General features: G+C 70.0%; 15 protein-coding genes. 11 read left to right on the top strand and 4 right to left on the bottom strand.

Features of this window, described 5'->3' with window-relative positions; all coding sequences use genetic code 11:
- Positions 1-120 precede the first annotated feature (120 nt).
- Complete coding sequence (locus tag ACZ6KO_RS29660; protein WP_469307086.1) at positions 121-435, top strand: WXG100 family type VII secretion target; 315 nt, start codon at positions 121-123, stop codon at positions 433-435.
- A 46-nt stretch (positions 436-481) separates the two neighbouring features.
- On the top strand, positions 482-772 hold the full coding sequence (locus ACZ6KO_RS29655; protein WP_469307085.1) for a WXG100 family type VII secretion target: 291 nt from the start codon (positions 482-484) through the stop codon (positions 770-772).
- A gap of 77 nt (positions 773-849) precedes the next feature.
- On the opposite strand, the gene ACZ6KO_RS29650 is transcribed toward ACZ6KO_RS29655, so the two are convergent.
- Together ACZ6KO_RS29650 and eccCa are read right to left on the bottom strand one after the other, a co-directional pair.
- On the bottom strand, positions 850-1,095 hold the full coding sequence (locus ACZ6KO_RS29650; RefSeq protein WP_401454309.1) for a DUF397 domain-containing protein: 246 nt from the start codon (positions 1,093-1,095) through the stop codon (positions 850-852).
- A gap of 85 nt (positions 1,096-1,180) precedes the next feature.
- Positions 1,181-5,149 carry a type VII secretion protein EccCa gene (eccCa, locus tag ACZ6KO_RS29645; protein ID WP_469307084.1) on the bottom strand — a complete coding sequence of 1,323 codons (3,969 nt, stop codon included), beginning with the start codon at positions 5,147-5,149 and terminating at the stop codon, positions 1,181-1,183.
- Between the two features lie 208 nt (positions 5,150-5,357).
- On the opposite strand from eccCa, the gene eccD reads away from it, so the two are divergent.
- The 6 genes from eccD to ACZ6KO_RS29615 all read left to right on the top strand — a co-directional run bounded on the left by eccD (position 5,358) and on the right by ACZ6KO_RS29615 (position 12,463).
- A complete protein-coding gene (gene eccD, locus ACZ6KO_RS29640; RefSeq protein ID WP_469307083.1) occupies positions 5,358-6,860 on the top strand; it encodes a type VII secretion integral membrane protein EccD in 1,503 nt (500 codons plus the stop codon).
- A gap of 168 nt (positions 6,861-7,028) precedes the next feature.
- The gene (gene rpsO / locus ACZ6KO_RS29635) at positions 7,029-7,316 is read left to right on the top strand and encodes a 30S ribosomal protein S15 (RefSeq protein WP_469307082.1); all 288 of its coding nucleotides are present in this window, start codon (positions 7,029-7,031) and stop codon (positions 7,314-7,316) included.
- A 285-nt stretch (positions 7,317-7,601) separates the two neighbouring features.
- Positions 7,602-9,830, top strand: a complete 2,229-nt coding sequence (locus ACZ6KO_RS29630; RefSeq protein ID WP_469307183.1) for a polyribonucleotide nucleotidyltransferase — start codon at positions 7,602-7,604, stop codon at positions 9,828-9,830.
- A complete protein-coding gene (locus tag ACZ6KO_RS29625; protein ID WP_469307081.1) occupies positions 9,827-11,206 on the top strand; it encodes a M16 family metallopeptidase in 1,380 nt (459 codons plus the stop codon). The genes ACZ6KO_RS29630 and ACZ6KO_RS29625 overlap by 4 nt, the downstream gene beginning before the upstream one ends.
- A 30-nt stretch (positions 11,207-11,236) precedes the next feature.
- Complete coding sequence (gene dapB / locus ACZ6KO_RS29620) at positions 11,237-11,992, top strand: 4-hydroxy-tetrahydrodipicolinate reductase (RefSeq protein WP_469307080.1); 756 nt, start codon at positions 11,237-11,239, stop codon at positions 11,990-11,992.
- An 18-nt stretch (positions 11,993-12,010) separates the two neighbouring features.
- On the top strand, positions 12,011-12,463 hold the full coding sequence (locus ACZ6KO_RS29615) for a hypothetical protein (RefSeq protein WP_469307079.1): 453 nt from the start codon (positions 12,011-12,013) through the stop codon (positions 12,461-12,463).
- A gap of 49 nt (positions 12,464-12,512) precedes the next feature.
- Here the strand turns inward: ACZ6KO_RS29615 and ACZ6KO_RS29610 are convergent, their stop codons facing one another.
- Both ACZ6KO_RS29610 and ACZ6KO_RS29605 read right to left on the bottom strand, forming a co-directional pair.
- A complete protein-coding gene (locus tag ACZ6KO_RS29610; RefSeq protein WP_469307078.1) occupies positions 12,513-13,073 on the bottom strand; it encodes a PH domain-containing protein in 561 nt (186 codons plus the stop codon).
- A gap of 49 nt (positions 13,074-13,122) precedes the next feature.
- Positions 13,123-13,362, bottom strand: coding sequence for a hypothetical protein (locus tag ACZ6KO_RS29605; protein WP_401454296.1), 240 nt, complete (start codon positions 13,360-13,362; stop codon positions 13,123-13,125).
- A gap of 209 nt (positions 13,363-13,571) precedes the next feature.
- On the opposite strand from ACZ6KO_RS29605, the gene thyX reads away from it, so the two are divergent.
- The 3 genes from thyX to ACZ6KO_RS29590 all read left to right on the top strand — a co-directional run bounded on the left by thyX (position 13,572) and on the right by ACZ6KO_RS29590 (position 17,252).
- Entirely contained in the window at positions 13,572-14,333 is a 762-nt protein-coding gene (gene thyX / locus ACZ6KO_RS29600) for an FAD-dependent thymidylate synthase (RefSeq protein WP_469307077.1), read from the top strand.
- A gap of 219 nt (positions 14,334-14,552) precedes the next feature.
- Entirely contained in the window at positions 14,553-15,452 is a 900-nt protein-coding gene (gene dapA, locus ACZ6KO_RS29595) for a 4-hydroxy-tetrahydrodipicolinate synthase (RefSeq protein WP_469307076.1), read from the top strand.
- Between the two features lie 114 nt (positions 15,453-15,566).
- Complete coding sequence (locus ACZ6KO_RS29590; protein WP_469307075.1) at positions 15,567-17,252, top strand: ribonuclease J; 1,686 nt, start codon at positions 15,567-15,569, stop codon at positions 17,250-17,252.
- The last annotated feature ends 378 nt before the right edge of the window (positions 17,253-17,630 follow it).

Genomic DNA, 17,630 nt, shown 5'->3' with positions numbered 1-17,630 from the left:
GGGTTTGCAGAATGTGAACGACCGCCACGCGCACGGTGAATTGTTGGGCCTGTCGTATGAAGTGGCTAAAGTATCCGTGGACTTCACGAGTGTGATGACGGGAGAGAACCGACGATGACGATGAACCTTCAAATTGACGACCAGAAGAAGGTCAAGCTCGCGGGTGAGATCAACACCTACCACACGGAGCTCACCACTCGCATCGGCAAGCTGAACGACGTCGTCGACCGTATCCAGGCCGGCTGGCAGGGCGCCGCGGGCAAGGAGTTCGACGTGCTCCAGCGCGGGGTCAACGAGAACCTCAAGAAGATCAAGGACCGCCTCGTCGACCTCGAAGACGCCATGCGCATGAGCGTCAAGGGCTTCGACGCCGAGGAGCAGGCGCGCATCGCGGAGATCCGCAAGGTCAACAGCAGCTCCATCCTCGACGTCTGAGCGTTCGAGCAGCGGTAGTACGAAACACAACGGGAGGAAGACAGCGATGTCGCTCGCAGTCAATTACGACACCGTCTCGACCGCGGCCGGGGATGTGCGCCTGACCGGCTCGCAGCTCAGCCAGCAGCTGGAGACGCTGATGGGCAAGGTCAAGGACGTCACCTCGAGCTGGGAGGGTGAGGCGAAGACCGCCTACGAGGAGATCCAGCGGACGGTCAGCACCAACATGGAGCAGATGAACCAGAAGCTCGGTCAGATCGCGACCCTTCTGGACCAGTCGCTCGTCGGCTACCAGGACACCGACAAGGGCAACGCCGCCCGCTTCCGGATGGTCTGAGCCACCCCGCGTCCCACGCACGCATGAAGGGGCCCGCGCACCGAACGGTGCGCGGGCCCCTTCGCGTGCGCGGGCCCTCAGGTGAGGTCGAACTCGCCGTCGCGCGCCCCGAGCACGAACGCCGTCCACTCCGCCTCGGTGTAGCGCAGCACCGTCCCCGGATCCAGCGACGAACGCATCGCCACCGCCCCGCCCGGCAGCTTCGCGATCTCGACCCGCTCCTCGTGCTCCTCGGTCCCGGGCGCGCTCGTCCACTCCACCCCCGAGATGTCCAGGGCGTAGAGCTCGTCCTTCTCGCGCTCGCGGTCGCGTGCGTCAGCCATGTGCGTCGGATTCCCTTCGGCGGAGCGGTCGTACGAACTGCCAGTGTCCGCATCGTACTTCCGCTCCGCCCGCCCCGTCAGGCGGTCACGCCCCCGGCAGCCAGCCCGCCTGGATCAGCGGCGTGCCCCGCTTGCGCGAGACGAAGGTGCCACGGCCCGGAGGCATCGGACGCGCCCGGACGTTGCCCAGGATGTCGCCCTCGTTGCGGTCGCCCGACAGGACGATGCCCTGCGCGCCCAGCTCCTTGACCCGCTGCATGAACGGCTCGTACGCCGCCCGCGAGGCACCCGCCGCGCTGCGCGCCACGATGAAGCGGATGCCCACGTCCCGCGCGAACGGCAGGTGTTCCACCAGCTGCGACAGCGGCTGCGAGGAACTCGTCGACACCAGCTCGTAGTCGTCGATGATCACGTACAGGTCAGGGCCGGTCCACCAGCTGCGGTCGCGCAGCTGCTGCGGGGTGATGTCCGGCCCCGGCGCCCGCTTGCCCATGACCGTCGCGATGGCCTCCATGTGCATGTCCATCGCCGACGACATCGGCGCGTACTCCAGCAGGTGCGAGGACGGCACCGCCTCCAGCATCGTGCGCCGGTAGTCACCGACCACGATCCGCGCCTGCTCCGGCGTGTACCGCTCGGTGATCTGCTTCGCGATCAGCCGCAGCAGCGCCGTCTTGCCCGACTCGCTCTCACCGAAGATCAGGAAGAACGGGTCGGTCTCGAAGTCGACGAACACCGGCTCCAGGTTCGTCTCGTCGATACCGATCGCGATGCCCTGCTGCGGGTACTCGAAGCCCCGCGGCAGCCGGTCCGCGTCCAGCTTGCGCGGCAGCAGCCGTACGGCGGGCGCCCCCGGCCCGGGCCAGCCCGCGCGGACGGCCTCCACGAACTCGGCCGTCGCCTCGGACAGCCCCTCCGCGTTCGAGCGGCCGTCGATGCGCGGCAGCGAGGACATGAAGTGCAGCTTCTCCGCCACCTGACCGCGGCCCGGCGAGCCCTGCGGCACGTTCGCCGCGACCTTGCGGTCGAACTCCGAGTCCATGACGTCACCCAGGCGCAGCTCCAGCCGGCCCAGGATCTGGTCCTTGAGCGCCGCCCGCACCTCCATGTAGCGCGAGGCGGTGATCACCACGTGGATGCCGTAGCCCAGACCGCGCGCCGCGATGTCCGCGACCACCACTTCCAGCTGGTCGTAGTCGTTCTTGAACTGCCCCCAGCCGTCGACGACCAGGAAGACGTCACCGAAGACCTCGCCCGCCAGGTCCCCCGACGCCCTGCGGCGCCGGTAGGTGCCGATCGAGTCGATCGAGTGGGCGCGGAAGAACTCCTCGCGCCGGTTGAGCACACCGGCCACCTCGGCGACCGTACGCCGCACCCGCTCCGGGTCCAGCCGCGAGGCGATCCCGCCCACGTGCGGCAGGTCCTGGACCGCCGCGAGCCCCCCACCACCGAAGTCCAGCCCGTAGAACTGCACCTCGCGCGGTGTGTGCGTCAGCGCGAACGCCGACACCAGCGTCCGCATCAGCGTCGACTTGCCCGACTGCGGACCACCGACCACCAGCAGGTGACCGGCCGCCCCCGAGAAGTCCCGGTAGAGCACCTCGCGCCGCTGCTCGAAGGGCTTGTCTATGAGGCCGAGCGGCACCACCAGCCCGCCGGGCCGCGTGTACCCGTCCGCGTGCAGACCCCGCTCCGCGGACGGCGCCAGCGCCGGCAGCAGCTGGTCCAGCGGCGGCGCCTGGTCGAGCGGCGGCAGCCACACCTGGTGCGCCGGAACGCCCTGGCCCTCCAGCCGCCCCACGATCACGTCCAGCACCGTGTCCGCCAGCGCGTCGTCCGCCCGGCCGGCCTGCGCCGCCAGGTACGCCGGGTCCGGCGCCGCGTACACCACCGGCACCGGCGTCGCCGTGAACAGCGCGGGACGCCGCTCCACCGGGAACTGCCCGACCGACAGGTCCGGCCCGCCCGCCCGGTAGGTGCCCGAGACGTACGCCGCCTTGAAGCGCGTCATCTCGTCCGTACCGAACTTCAGGTAGCCCGAACCCGGCACCGACGGCAGGTGGTAGGCGTCCGGCACACCGATCGCCGTACGCGACTCCGCCGCCGAGAACGTCCGCAGACCGATCCGGTACGACAGGTACGTGTCCAGGCCGCGCAGCTTGCCCTCCTCCAGACGCTGCGAGGCCAGCAGCAGGTGCACACCCAGCGACCGGCCGATCCGGCCGATCTGGATGAACATGTCGATGAAGTCCGGCTTCGCCGTCAGCAGCTCGCTGAACTCGTCGATGACCAGCACCAGCGAGGCCAGCGGCTCCAGCGGCGCACCCGCCGCGCGGGCCTTCTCGTAGTCGTGGATGTTGGCGTAGTTGCCCGCCGAGCGCAGCAGCTCCTGACGGCGCTGCAGCTCACCGCGGATCGAGTCGCCCATGCGGTCGACCAGCGTGAGGTCGTCCGCCAGGTTCGTGATGACCGCCGCCACGTGCGGCATCGTGCCCATGCCGGTGAACGTCGCACCGCCCTTGAAGTCCGCGAGCACGAAGTTCAGCGTCTCCGAGGTGTGCGTGACCGCCAGGCCCAGCACCAGCGTGCGCAGCAGCTCCGACTTGCCCGAACCCGTCGCGCCCACGCACAGGCCGTGCGGGCCCATGCCCTCCTGCGCGGCCTCCTTCAGGTCCAGCATGACCGGCCCGCCGTCCTCGCCCACGCCGATCGGCACGCGCAGCCGCTCACCGGCCGACCGCGGCCGCCACGTGCGCGCCACGTCGATCGAGGCGGCGTCACCCAGGTTCAGCAGATCCGTGAAGTCCAGGTTCGCCAGCAGCGGTTCGTCGTCGTCGCCCCCGCCCGTGCGCAGCGGCGCCAGCTGGCGCGCCAGCGCCTCGGCCGCCGGCAGCGACAGCACGTCCGGCGTGCCCTCGTACGCGACGCCCCCGCCCGACTCCAGCCGCAGCCGGCCCGGCCGCACCACGACCGACAGCCCGCCGCGCGGCTCGTCCAGTTCACCCGCGACCACCTCGACGATGGTCACGCCCTGCAGGCCCTCCGCGGCCGCGAACACCGAGTCCGGCGGCACCGGACCACCGCGGGTGGAGTTGGAGTCCAGGACCACCACGATGTGCGGCTGGTCCAGCACCGGGGATACGTCCCTGCTGAACCGCGGCCGGCCGTCCAGCCGCGACGCCAGCAGCCCCTCCAGCTCCCCGAGGTCGTCGCTGAACAGCCGCTTCGTACCGGCGCCGTCCACCTGGCCCGGCACCTGCGTGTGCGGCAGCCACTTGACCCAGTCCCACGACGGCAGCGCGCCCGGCGCCGCCACCACGGCCACCATCAGGTCCTCGGGGGAGTGCAGCGTCGCCAGCTGCGCCACCATCGCCCGGGCCGTACCGCGCGCCGACTCCGGCTCGCCCGACACCGTCACGTGGTAGAACGCCCGCATCGACACCGCCATCGGCAGCCCGTCCAGCGACGCGTGCACCTTCAGGAAGCGCTGCATCGCGCCCGCCGTCAGCGGTTCCAGCTCGTCCACCGGCGCCGTGTCCGGTGCCACCAGCGGGGTGGCCAGGCGCTGCGCGCCCAGCCCCAGCCGGGCCTGCCCGAAGTCCTCGTCGCCGACCCGCCGCTCCCACAGCCGCGACCCCTCGGCCACCACCGACCACAACTGCTCCGGCGCCGGGTGCAGGTACAACTGCGCGTCACGCTGGGCCCGCGCCGTGCGCCGCACCTGACGCCGCGTCTGCGCCAGATACTTCAGGTAGTCGCGCCGTACGTCGGCCATTTGCCCCTGCGTACCCTTGCGGAACCGCATGATCTGCGCAATGACCATCGCGACCGTCGACACCAGCATGAGCACGCCCATGATGCGCATGAACGGCGGCACGTTCGGCATGAAGAAGAAGACGACGGACGAGCCCATGCCGAGCATCGGCAGGAGCTGCATCGCCATGCCTTCCTGCTGTCCGCGCGGAAGTTCCGGCGGCGCCTCCAGCCTCAGCTCGTCCGAAGGCACTTCGGGCGGCAGGGACCGCGGCGGGCGTTTGACGACGATCTGGCTCACCGGAGCATCAATCCCTCGAAAACGGACGGGACGTCTCTTCCGGCGCCCCCAAGTCCCGCATGCGGAGGGGGTCTCCTCCGCGCGACAGGTGATCCTACTTGCCGACAGTCACGCATACTCCCGGTAGGGTGGCGCGCGCATCATGCGCAACCGCGAATCAGCCTCGAACCAGACGCGGAACAGTCCGCCAACCAGGGGGGTCCCACAGGTGAGTACGGCCGCAACGACGGGTTTCTGCAGGGTCACCGTCGTGGCCCCGGACAGCCGCATCGACGTCGCCCTCCCCGAGGACATCGCCGTCGCCGACGTCTATCCGGAGCTGCTGCGCCTGACCGGCCAGACCCAGCCGGTCGGCGCCCCCACCGGCTTCCACCTGGTACGCCGCGACGGCACCGTCCTCGACGGCGCCCGCACGCTGGCCGCGCAGACCGTCCTGGACGGCGAGGTGCTCAGCCTGCGCCCGTTCGCCGAATCGCTGCCGCCCGCCGTCTTCGACGACGTCTCCGACGCCGTCGCCTCGGCCGTCGTCCGCGACCGGCACCGCTGGAGCGACGACATGCTGCGCGGCGCGGGCCTGGCCGCCGCCGCCGTCCTGCTGGTCCTCGTGGGCTTCGTCCTGTGGTTCTCCGACCCCGTCCGCCACGACATGCACGGCCTGCCCGGCGTCATCGCCGGCGCCATAGGCCTGCTGCTGACCGCGGCCGCCGGTGTGCGCGCCCGGGTCTACCGCGACCGCGGCTCCGCCGTGGCCCTGGGCCTGGCCGCCCTGCCGCACCTGCTGATCGCCGGCTCCGGCATCGTCGCGCCCGCCGCCGGCGAGGGGCCGGGCCGGCTCCAGTTCCTCCTCGGCTGCGTCTGCGTCCTGGTCGCCTCCGTGGCCCTGGTCGCGCTCACCCCCAGCGGGGACGCCCCCTTCGTCGCGGCCACCTTCCTCGGCGCCGTCGGCACCCTCGCCACGTTCCTCGCCATCGTCACCGAGGCCTCCGCCACCGCCACGGCCGCCGTCTGCGCCCCCGTCGCCATCGGCCTCGTCGCCTTCCTGCCCGGCCTCTCGGCCCGCTTCGCCCGGCTTCCCATCGGATACGCCGCCCCGCAGAGCTCCGTCGAGGTCTACGAGACCCCGGACCGCTACGAGGCCGACACCTTCGGTGACCAGTCCGGCGACGGCGCCGAGGCCGGCGCCGCCCTCGACGCCGAGCTCATCGCCGCCCAGGCCCGCCGCGGCCACGAGATGCTGCTCGGCCTCGTCGGCGGCTCCGCCGCGGTCGTCGTCGGCTCGGCGACCGTCCTCGGCTTCTCCGACAACACCTGGGGCAAGCTGCTCGCCCTCGCCGCGGGCCTGGCCATGCTGCTGCGCGCCCGCCTCTTCCGCTACACCTCGCAGGTCGTTTGCGCCCTGGTCGCGGGCCTGGCCGCCATCACCCTGCTGATCCTGGGCCTGTCCCTGAACCCGCCCACCGCGCTCGTCGTCGAGCTCGCCAAGTACGGCAGCAGCGGCGCCCTGGACATCCGTACGATCTGGCTCTCCGGCGCCGTCGCCGCCGGCGCGGCCCTCGTCGTCGGAATTGCGCTGGTCATCCCCCGCAAGGGTCTGTCACCCTTCTGGGGGCGGCTGCTCGACCTCACCGAGGCGGCGGTCCTGCTCAGCCTCGTCCCGCTGTGCCTGGCCGTCCTCGACGTCTACTCGGCGGCCCGCTCGCTCACCAGCTGAGACGGCCCCGCTCCGGCAGCCTGGTACGCTGTGTGACGGCCGTCTGTGTACGCGCCCCGGTTCCCGGGGACTGCGCCGGACGGAATCCGCCTCCCGAGTCACGGAAGCTCCCCAGAGACGCAGACCTGGGGCACTCGGTGGCAAACGAAGACATCACGAGGAGTACGCGTGTCGCTCGACGCCGCTACGAAGAAGCAGATCATGGCCGACTTCGGTACCAAGGAGGGCGACACCGGCTCCCCCGAGGTCCAGGTCGCGCTGCTTTCCCGCCGCATCTCGGACCTGACCGAGCACCTCAAGGCCCACAAGCACGACCACCACTCCCGTCGTGGTCTGCTGATCCTGGTCGGCCAGCGCCGCCGCCTTCTGCAGTACCTCGCCAAGAAGGACATCCAGCGCTTCCGCGCGCTGGTCGAGCGCCTCGGCATCCGCCGCGGTGCGGCCGGCGCCAAGTAAGACGCCGTGAAGGGAGCGGTTCCCACATCCAGGGGGCCGCTCCCTTTGCTGTACGTGCGGTACGTACCGGACGCTTTGTAGTCTGGTCGCATCACGCACAACTGAAGAGGAGGAGCGCCTTCCCTACGCCGCCGGTCCTCGGTAGTGGCACCCGGAAAACGCCCGGACGGGCCCCGTACCGGGTGCTTCGATCGAAGACCGGCCCGCACGCAAGGAGCGCTTCTCCGCAACCGTCCACCGCCACACGGGCGGCGGACGGAGACGACGAAAATGGAGAAAACGCTAGTGGAGAACGAGACCCACTACGCCGAGGCCGTCATCGACAACGGCTCCTTCGGCACCCGCACCATCCGCTTCGAGACGGGCCGTCTGGCCCGCCAGGCCGCCGGTTCCGCCGTTGCCTACCTGGACGACGACACGATGGTGCTGTCCGCCACCACCGCGTCGAAGAAGCCCAAGGACCAGCTCGACTTCTTCCCCCTGACGGTGGACGTCGAGGAGCGGCAGTACGCGGCCGGCAAGATCCCCGGCTCCTTCTTCCGTCGTGAGGGCCGGCCCTCCGAGGACGCGATCCTCACCTGCCGCCTGATCGACCGCCCGCTGCGCCCGTCCTTCAAGAAGGGCCTGCGCAACGAGATCCAGGTCGTCGCGACGATCATGGCGCTCAACCCCGACCACCTGTACGACGTCGTCGCGATCAACGCCGCGTCCGCGTCCACCCAGCTGGCCGGTCTGCCCTTCTCCGGCCCGATCGGCGGCGTCCGCGTCGCGCTGATCAAGGGCCAGTGGGTCGCGTTCCCGACGCACACCGAGCTCGAGGACGCCGTCTTCGACATGGTCGTCGCGGGCCGCGTCCTGGAGGACGGCGACGTCGCGATCATGATGGTCGAGGCCGAGGCCACCGACAAGACCATCACCCTGGTCAAGGGCGGCGCCGAGGCCCCGACCGAGGAGATCGTCGCCGCCGGTCTGGACGCCGCGAAGCCGTTCATCAAGGTCCTGTGCAAGGCGCAGTCCGACCTCGCCGCCAAGGCCGCCAAGCCCGAGGGCGAGTTCCCGGTCTTCCTCGACTACCAGGACGACGTCTACGCCGCCCTGGCCGACGCCGTGCGCGGCGAGCTCGCCCAGGCGCTCACCATCGCCGGCAAGCAGGACCGCGAGGCCGAGCTCGACCGCGTCAAGGAGATCGCCGCCGAGAAGCTCCTCCCGGCCTTCGAGGGCCGCGAGAAGGAGATCTCCGCCGCCTACCGCAGCCTGACCAAGGCCCTGGTGCGCGAGCGCGTCATCAAGGACAAGGTCCGCATCGACGGCCGCGGCGTCACGGACATCCGTACGCTGGCCGCCGAGGTCGAGGCCATCCCGCGCGTGCACGGCTCCGCCCTCTTCGAGCGTGGCGAGACCCAGATCCTGGGCGTCACCACCCTCAACATGCTCCGTATGGAGCAGCAGCTGGACACCCTCTCCCCGGTGACCCGCAAGCGCTACATGCACAACTACAACTTCCCGCCGTACTCCGTCGGTGAGACCGGCCGCGTGGGCTCGCCCAAGCGCCGCGAGATCGGCCACGGCGCGCTCGCCGAGCGCGCCATCGTGCCGGTCCTGCCGACGCGCGAGGAGTTCCCGTACGCGATCCGCCAGGTCTCCGAGGCCCTCGGCTCCAACGGCTCGACCTCCATGGGCTCGGTCTGCGCCTCCACCATGTCGCTGCTGAACGCCGGTGTGCCGCTCAAGGCCCCCGTCGCCGGTATCGCCATGGGCCTGATCTCCGAGGAGATCGACGGCAAGACCCACTACGTCGCCCTCACCGACATCCTCGGTGCGGAGGACGCCTTCGGCGACATGGACTTCAAGGTCGCCGGCACCAAGGAGTTCGTGACCGCCCTCCAGCTCGACACCAAGCTGGACGGCATCCCGGCCTCCGTCCTGGCCGCGGCCCTCAAGCAGGCCCGCGACGCCCGCCTCCACATCCTCGACGTGATGATGGAAGCGATCGACACGCCGGACGCCATGTCCCCGTTCGCCCCGCGGATCATCACCGTCAAGATCCCGGTGGACAAGATCGGTGAGGTCATCGGCCCCAAGGGCAAGATGATCAACCAGATCCAGGAGGACACCGGCGCCGAGATCACGATCGAGGACGACGGCACCATCTACATCGGTGCCGCCGACGGCCCGGCCGCCGAGGCCGCCCGCGCCACGATCAACTCGATCGCCAACCCGACCATGCCGGAGGTCGGCGAGCGCTACCTGGGTACGGTCGTCAAGACCACCACCTTCGGTGCCTTCGTCTCCCTGCTCCCGGGCAAGGACGGCCTGCTGCACATCTCGCAGATCCGCAAGCTCGCCGGTGGCAAGCGCGTGGAGAACGTCGAGGACGTGCTCGCGGTCGGCTCCAAGGTCCAGGTCGAGATCGCCGAGATCGACCAGCGCGGCAAGCTCTCCCTGATCCCCGTGATCGAGGGCGAGGCCGCCGACGCCGACGCTGACGCCGACAAGGACGACTCCGACAAGTGACGTCGCGTAGTTCGCGTGCGACGGCCCGCCCCTCTTCGGAGGGGCGGGCCGTCGCCCGTACCCAAACCCTGCTCAAGGGCGAGAACGGCATCGGCACCGTCCGGCGCACCGTCCTGCCCGGCGGACTGCGCGTCGTCACCGAGACGCTGCCCTCCGTCCGCTCCGCCACCTTCGGCATCTGGGCGCACGTCGGCTCCCGTGACGAGACGCCCACGCTCAACGGCGCCACGCACTACCTGGAGCACCTCCTCTTCAAGGGCACCAAGAAGCGGTCCGCCCTCGACATCTCCGCCGCGCTCGACGCGGTCGGCGGCGAGATGAACGCCTTCACGGCGAAGGAGTACACCTGCTACTACGCGCGGGTGCTCGACACCGACCTGCCGCTGGCCATCGACGTGGTCTGCGACATGCTCACCGGCTCGCTGATCCTCGAATCCGACGTCGACGCGGAACGCGGCGTCATCCTCGAAGAGATCGCGATGACCGAGGACGACCCCGGCGACATGGTCCACGACCTGTTCGCCGAGACCATGTTCGGCAACAGCCCCCTGGGCCGACCCGTCCTCGGCACCGTCGACACGATCAACGCGCTCACCCGCGACCAGATCGCCCGCTTCTACAAGAAGCACTACGACCCGCGCCACCTCGTCGTCGCCGCCGCCGGCAACGTCGACCACAACAAGGTCGTCACCCAGGTCCGCGCCGCCTTCGAGAAGGCCGGCGCCCTGACCCACACCGACGCCGAGCCCATCGGCCCGCGCGGCGGCACCAAGCGCATCCGCACCGCCGGCCGCGTCGACCTCGTCACCCGCAAGACCGAGCAGGCCCACGTGGTCCTCGGCATGCCGGGCCTGGCCCGTACCGACGAGCGGCGCTGGGCCCTGGGCGTGCTGAACACGGCCCTGGGCGGCGGCATGTCCTCCCGGCTCTTCCAGGAGGTCCGCGAGAAGCGGGGCCTGGCGTACAGCGTGTACTCGTACACCTCGGGCTTCGCCGACACCGGCCTGTTCGGCGTCTACGCCGGCTGCCGCCCCAGCCAGGTCCACGACGTCCTGCGGATCTGCCGAGACGAGCTCGCCAAGGTCGCCGAGAACGGACTCACCGACGAGGAGATCCGCCGCGCCATCGGCCAGCTCTCGGGCTCCACCGTCCTGGGCCTGGAGGACACCGGCGCCCTGATGAACCGCATCGGCAAGAGCGAGCTGTGCTGGGGCGACCAGATGTCGGTCGACGACATGCTCGCCCGTATCGGCGAGGTCACCCCGGACGACATCAAGGCCGTCGCGCAGGATGTACTGGCCCAGCGGCCCTCGCTGTCGGTGATAGGCCCGCTGAAGGAGAAGCAGGCCGCCCGGCTCGACGAGGCCGTCGCCTAGACCGCCGCCCAAGGTAAGGAAGCGAAGAACATGAGCAAGCTGCGCGTGGCCGTCCTCGGAGCCCAGGGGCGTATCGGCTCCGAAGCCGTACGGGCCGTCGAGGCCGCCGAGGACATGGAACTGGTGGCGGCACTGTCCCGCGGGGACAAGCTGGAGACCCTGGCCGAGGCCGGTGCCCAGGTCGCGGTCGAACTCACCACCCCGGCCTCCGTCATGGGCAACCTCGACTTCTGCGTGCGCCACGGCATCCACGCGGTCGTCGGCACCACCGGCTGGACCGAGGACCGCCTCGCGCAGCTGACCACCTGGCTCTCCGGCTCCCCGCAGACCGGTGTGCTCATCGCTCCGAACTTCTCCATCGGCGCCGTGCTCACCATGAAGTTCGCGGCCCAGGCGGCCCGCTACTTCGAGTCCGTCGAGGTCGTCGAGCTGCACCACCCCAACAAGGTCGACGCCCCCTCGGGCACGGCCACCCGTACCGCCCAGCTCATCGCCGAGGCCCGGTCGAAGGCAGGCTGCGCCCCGCAGCCCGACGCCACGGCCACCGCCCTCGACGGGGCGCGCGGTGCGGACGTCGACGGGGTGCCCGTGCACGCCATCCGGCTGCGCGGTCTCCTGGCCCACCAGGAGGTGCTGCTCGGCGGCGAGGGGGAGACCCTGACCATCCGTCACGACTCCCTGCACCACAGCAGCTTCATGCCGGGCATCCTGCTCGGCGTGCGCCGCGTGGTCGGCACCCCGGGCCTCACCTTCGGCCTGGAAAACTTCCTCGACCTGAACCAGTAGAAGCGACGGACCCGACCGATGCGCGCGAAGCTCACCTACCTCCTGACGGCAGCCGTCCTGGCCGTCTACTTCGTCCTGGCCGGCGGCCGTGGCATCGCGCTCATCGGCATCGGCACCCCACTGACCGTCACCTTCGGTGTCATGGTGCTGATCCTGCCGGTCATCGGCATCTGGTTCCTGTGGAAGAACACCCAGTTCGTGGCCCGCGCCAACCAGCTCTCCGCCGAGCTGGAGGCCGAGGGCGGCCTGCCCGTCGACGAACTGGAGCGCGACGGCTACGGCCGGATCCTGCGCGACTCCGCCGACGAGGTCTTCGCCCGCCGCAAGGCCGAGACCGAGGACGCGCCGGGGGACTGGCGCACCTGGTTCCGCCTCGCGGTGGCCTACCACGACGCCCGGGACACCCCGCGGGCCCGCAAGGCCATGCAGCGGGCCATCGCCCTGCACGACAAGAAGCCCGTACGGGTCTGATCCCCCGTACGGGCTCCGTGCTCGGATCCGGCCGCCCGGCCGGCCTCCCTCAGCGGGCCGCGGGCACGCCCTGGTACTCCTGCGCCCACGCCTTCACGGTGTCGGACGCCTGCTCGAAGGCCTCGGCCCGCGAGAGGAAGTCGGCGTTGTGGTCGGTCAGCAGCACCGGCACCGGGCTCGCGCCCCTGGCCACCACGGTCAGCGCCTGCCCCTGTACCGTCCGGGGCAGCCCCAGCCAGCGCACCGGCTGCTGCACCGTGCGGACCGCCTCGACCTGCTCCCAGGCCAGCGTCCGGGTCCCGAAGAGGGACGCCCGGCGCAGCCCCGCGGGGCTCACCCACACGCCCGCGCGCAGCAGCCGCAGCGCCCCGGCGATCACGGAGAGCGCGGCGACCAGGCAGACCACCGCACCGGTCCACGCACCCGCGAAGGTGATGATCATCGTGGCCAGCAGCATGAAGGACGCCAGCAGGAGCAGCAGCGCCCCGCCGGCCACCCGCCAGGGTCCGGGCCGGTAGGGCCGCCGCCAGCGGTCACGGTCCTCGTAGGGCAGGGGCTCGTCGTCGTGCGCGTCGCATGCGCTGTCGGCCGTCAGGAAGGGCAGGGGCACGGCTGATCCTCACTCACATGCACATTCGGCTGGGCTGTGCCTGGTGAGACTAGCGCCCCTGGGACGCCTCGGACTGCTGCGCCTTACCGGAGGCCTGGTGCGGCTGCAGTGCGGGGAGCCCGAAGAGCAGCGAGCCGACCAGCCCCGCCACCACGGTCAGTCCGACCAGGGTACGGGCGGCTATCTGGGTCGTGGCCAGGCGCTCGCGCGGCGGCGGGGTGACGTTGCTGCGGAAACGGTCGGCCTCGGCGACGAAGGCAAACGGGACGGGTTCGCGCCGGCTGAACATGGAAGGGCCTCTCTCCTCACGGTCGGGAACGACGATGCGTTGCGTTGCTACCCAGTAGGACGATCGGCGCGGCCCATCGGTGCCGGATTCCGGCGCATTATCCAAATTCGATGGCTGTGCGTCAGTTGTGCGCCGGACACCGGACGTACGGCGCACCCGCGCGGGTGCTGGCCCGCCGCGCCGCCCGGGCGCCGTAAAGTGGTCGCCGCATGGCCGATGTGAACTGGAAGGACCTCGTGAGCGAGACCCCCGAGCTGAAGATCGACTTCCGTGGCGACGTGACCGTCGACCTGGTGAAGCACACCGCCACCGACTCCGACGTGGTGTGGGCCGCCCGGGTCTCCACGGCCGGCGAGCAGTCCCTGGAGGAGCTGCAGAAGGACCCCGAGCGCTCCAAGGGCCTCATCAACTACCTGATGCGCGACCGCCACGGCAGCCCCTTCGAGCACAACTCGATGACGTTCTTCATCAGCGCCCCGATCTTCGTCTTCCGCGAGTTCATGCGGCACCGGGTGGGCTGGTCCTACAACGAGGAGTCCGGCCGCTACCGGGAGCTCCAGCCGGTCTTCTACGTCCCGGACGCCTCCCGCAAGCTGGTCCAGGAGGGCCGCCCCGGCAAGTACGTCTTCGTCGAGGGCACCCAGGCGCAGGCCGAGCTGACCGGCCGGGTCATGGAGGACACCTACCGGCAGGCGTACGCGGCGTACCAGGAGATGCTCGCCGCCGGCGTGGCCCGCGAGGTGGCCCGTTCGGTCCTGCCGGTCGGCCTGTTCTCCTCGATGTACGCGACCTGCAACGCGCGCTCGCTCATGCACTTCCTGGGGCTGCGCACCCAGCACGAGCTCGCCACGGTGCCGTCCTTCCCGCAGCGGGAGATCGAGATGGTCGGCGAGAAGATGGAAGAGCACTGGGCCAGGCTGATGCCGCTGACGTACGCCGCTTTCAATGCGAACGGCCGGGTTGCGCCGTAACATGCGGCCCCGGACGGATGTACGAAGCGAAGTGCGAAGTGTCCGTATTGCGACGTTTCGTGAAGTTCATCTAGGCTGATCAAACGGACCCGGCACTGCTTGAACCCCCGAGCAGGCAGTGCCGGGCTCCAACAACCCTCCCGGTCACCACCGGGCGGCAACCCACATCACGTCCCCCGAGGGGACACCGCGAGCGTGGCAGCGAGTAGCGTGTTACCCATGGCTCCGATCTCGACTCCGCAGACCCCCTTCGGGCGGGTCCTCACCGCCATGATCACGCCGTTCACGGCGGATGGCGCACTCGACCTCGACGGCGCGCAGCGGCTCGCCGTCCACCTGGTGGACGCAGGCAACGACGGCCTGATCATCAACGGGACCACCGGTGAGTCCCCGACCACCACCGACGCGGAGAAAAACGACCTCGTACGAGCCGTGCTCGAGGCGGTCGGTGACCGCGCCCACGTCGTCGCCGGCATCGGCACCAACGACACCCGCCACACCGTCGAGCTCGCCCGCCAGGCCGAGCAGGCCGGCGCGCACGGCCTGCTCGCCGTGACGCCGTACTACAACAAGCCCCCTCAGGAGGGCCTGTACCAGCACTTCACGGCCGTCGCCGACGCCACCGGGCTGCCGGTCATGCTCTACGACATCCCCGGCCGCAGCGGCGTCCCGATCAACACCGAGACGATCGTCCGGCTGGCCGAGCACCCCCGTATCGTGGCCAACAAGGACGCCAAGGGCGACCTCGGCCGCGCCAGCTGGGCCATCGCCCAGTCGGGCCTGGCCTGGTACTCGGGCGACGACATGCTGAACCTGCCGCTGCTGTCCGTCGGCGCCGTCGGCTTCGTCTCCGTCGTCGGCCACGTGGTCACCCCCGAGCTGCGCGCCCTCCTGGAGGCCCACCTCGGCGGCGACGTCCAGAAGGCGACCGAGATCCACCAGAAGCTGCTGCCCGTCTTCACCGGCATGTTCCGCACCCAGGGCGTCATGACCACCAAGGCCGCGCTGACCCTCCAGGGTCTCCCGGCCGGGCCGCTGCGGCTGCCGATGATCGGACTGACCGACGAAGAGACCGCTCAGCTCAAGATCGATCTTGCCGCCGGCGGGGTACAGCTCTGACACCAGACTTCACAACTGAATAAGCAGTCCACACATACACATAAGCAAGTGCACGAATGTCATGCGCGCCACGTGCCTTAAGGGGTACGTGGCGCGTGTGGTGAGGAGAGTCTTTTGAGCCATCCGCATCCGGAACTCGGCCCGCCGCCGAAGCTGCCCAAGGGCGGCTTGCGCGTCACCCCGCTCGGCGGCCTGGGCGAAATCGGCCGCAACATGACCGTCTTCGAGTTCGACGGCCGACTGCTGATCGTCGACTGCGGCGTCCTCTTCCCCGAGGAGGAGCAGCCGGGCATCGACCTGATCCTGCCGGACTTCTCGTCCATCCGGGACCGCCTCGACCAGATCGACGGCATCGTCCTCACCCACGGCCACGAGGACCACATCGGCGCCGTCCCCTACCTCCTCCGGGAGAAGCCGGACATTCCGCTGATCGGCTCCAAGCTGACGCTCGCCCTCATCGAGGCGAAGCTCCAGGAGCACCGCATCCGCCCGTACACCCTCGAGGTGAAGGAAGGCGACCGCGAGCGCCTGGGCCCCTTCGACTGCGAGTTCATCGCGGTCAACCACTCCATCCCGGACGCCCTGGCCGTCGCCATCCGCACCTCCGCGGGCATGGTCGTCGCCACCGGCGACTTCAAGATGGACCAGCTCCCGATGGACAACCGTCTGACGGACCTGCACGCCTTCGCGCGGCTGAGCGAGGAGGGCATCGACCTCCTCCTGTCGGACTCCACGAACGCCGAGGTCCCGGGCTTCGTCCCGCCCGAGCGCGACATCTCGAACGTCATCCGCGGCGTCTTCGCGGGCGCCCAGAAGCGCATCATCGTGGCCAGCTTCGCCAGCCACGTCCACCGCATCCAGCAGATCCTGGACGCCGCCCACGAGTACGGCCGCCGGGTCGCCTTCGTCGGCCGCTCCATGGTCCGCAACATGGGCATCGCCCGTGACCTGGGCTACCTGCGCGTCCCGCCGGGCCTCGTCGTCGACGTCAAGACCCTCGACGACCTGCCCGACCACGAGGTCGTGCTCGTCTGCACGGGTTCCCAGGGCGAGCCCATGGCGGCCCTGTCCCGCATGGCCAACCGCGACCACCAGATCCGGATCGTCCCCGGTGACACCGTGATCCTGGCGTCGTCCCTGATCCCGGGCAACGAGAACGCCGTCTACCGCGTGATCAACGGCCTGACCCGCTGGGGCGCCAACGTCGTCCACAAGGGCAACGCCAAGGTGCACGTCTCGGGCCACGCCTCGGCCGGCGAGCTGCTGTACTTCTACAACATCTGCAAGCCGAAGAACCTGATGCCGGTCCACGGCGAATGGCGCCACCTGCGCGCCAACGCCGAGCTCGGCGCGATGACGGGTGTCCCCAAGGACCACATCGTGATCGCCGAGGACGGCGTGGTCGTCGACCTGATCGACGGCCGGGCCCGCATCACCGGCAAGGTCCAGGCCGGCTACGTGTACGTCGACGGCCTCTCGGTCGGCGACGTCACCGAGGTCCACCTCAAGGACCGCCGGATCCTCGGCGACGAGGGCATCATCTCGGTCTTCGTCGTCGTCGACAGCACGACCGGCAAGGTCGTCGGCGGCCCGAACATCAACGCCCGAGGCTCCGGCATCGAGGACTCCGCCTTCGCCGCGGTCGTCCCGAAGATCGAGGAAGCCATCGCCAAGGCCGCCTCGGACGGCGTCGCCGAACCCCACCAGCTGCAGCAGCTCATCCGCCGCACGCTGGGCAAGTGGGTCTCCGACAGCTACCGCCGCCGGCCGATGATCCTCCCGGTCGTCGTCGAGGTCTGACCCTCGCCGTACCCGCGTCACCGGAGCGGGGCAACCGGATTTGCGTCCGGGGGCCCCGCTCCAGTACGTTGACGTCTCCACCCCAGCACGGACCGCAGCACACACGTGTGCCCGAACCGGTTCCGCGGTGGGTGGGAATCCAGACCTGGGAAACCTGATATGGTCTGATCCGCCCGAAAGGGAAAAGGCCCCCAACGGCCATCGGATTCGAAATTCCACGGAAAACGCGGAAAACAGATCTGGTAAGGTTGGAACCGCTGAAAGGCCGAAAAGCCGGAAAGCAACCGAGGAAATCGGATCGGAAAGATCTGATAGAGTCGGAAACGCAAGAACGAAGGAAGCGCCCGGAGGAAAGCCCGCGAGGGTCAGTACAAAGGA

This window comes from Streptomyces sp. NPDC042102, from assembly GCF_055582305.1.
This window is presented reverse-complemented; position numbering and strand designations above follow the sequence as displayed.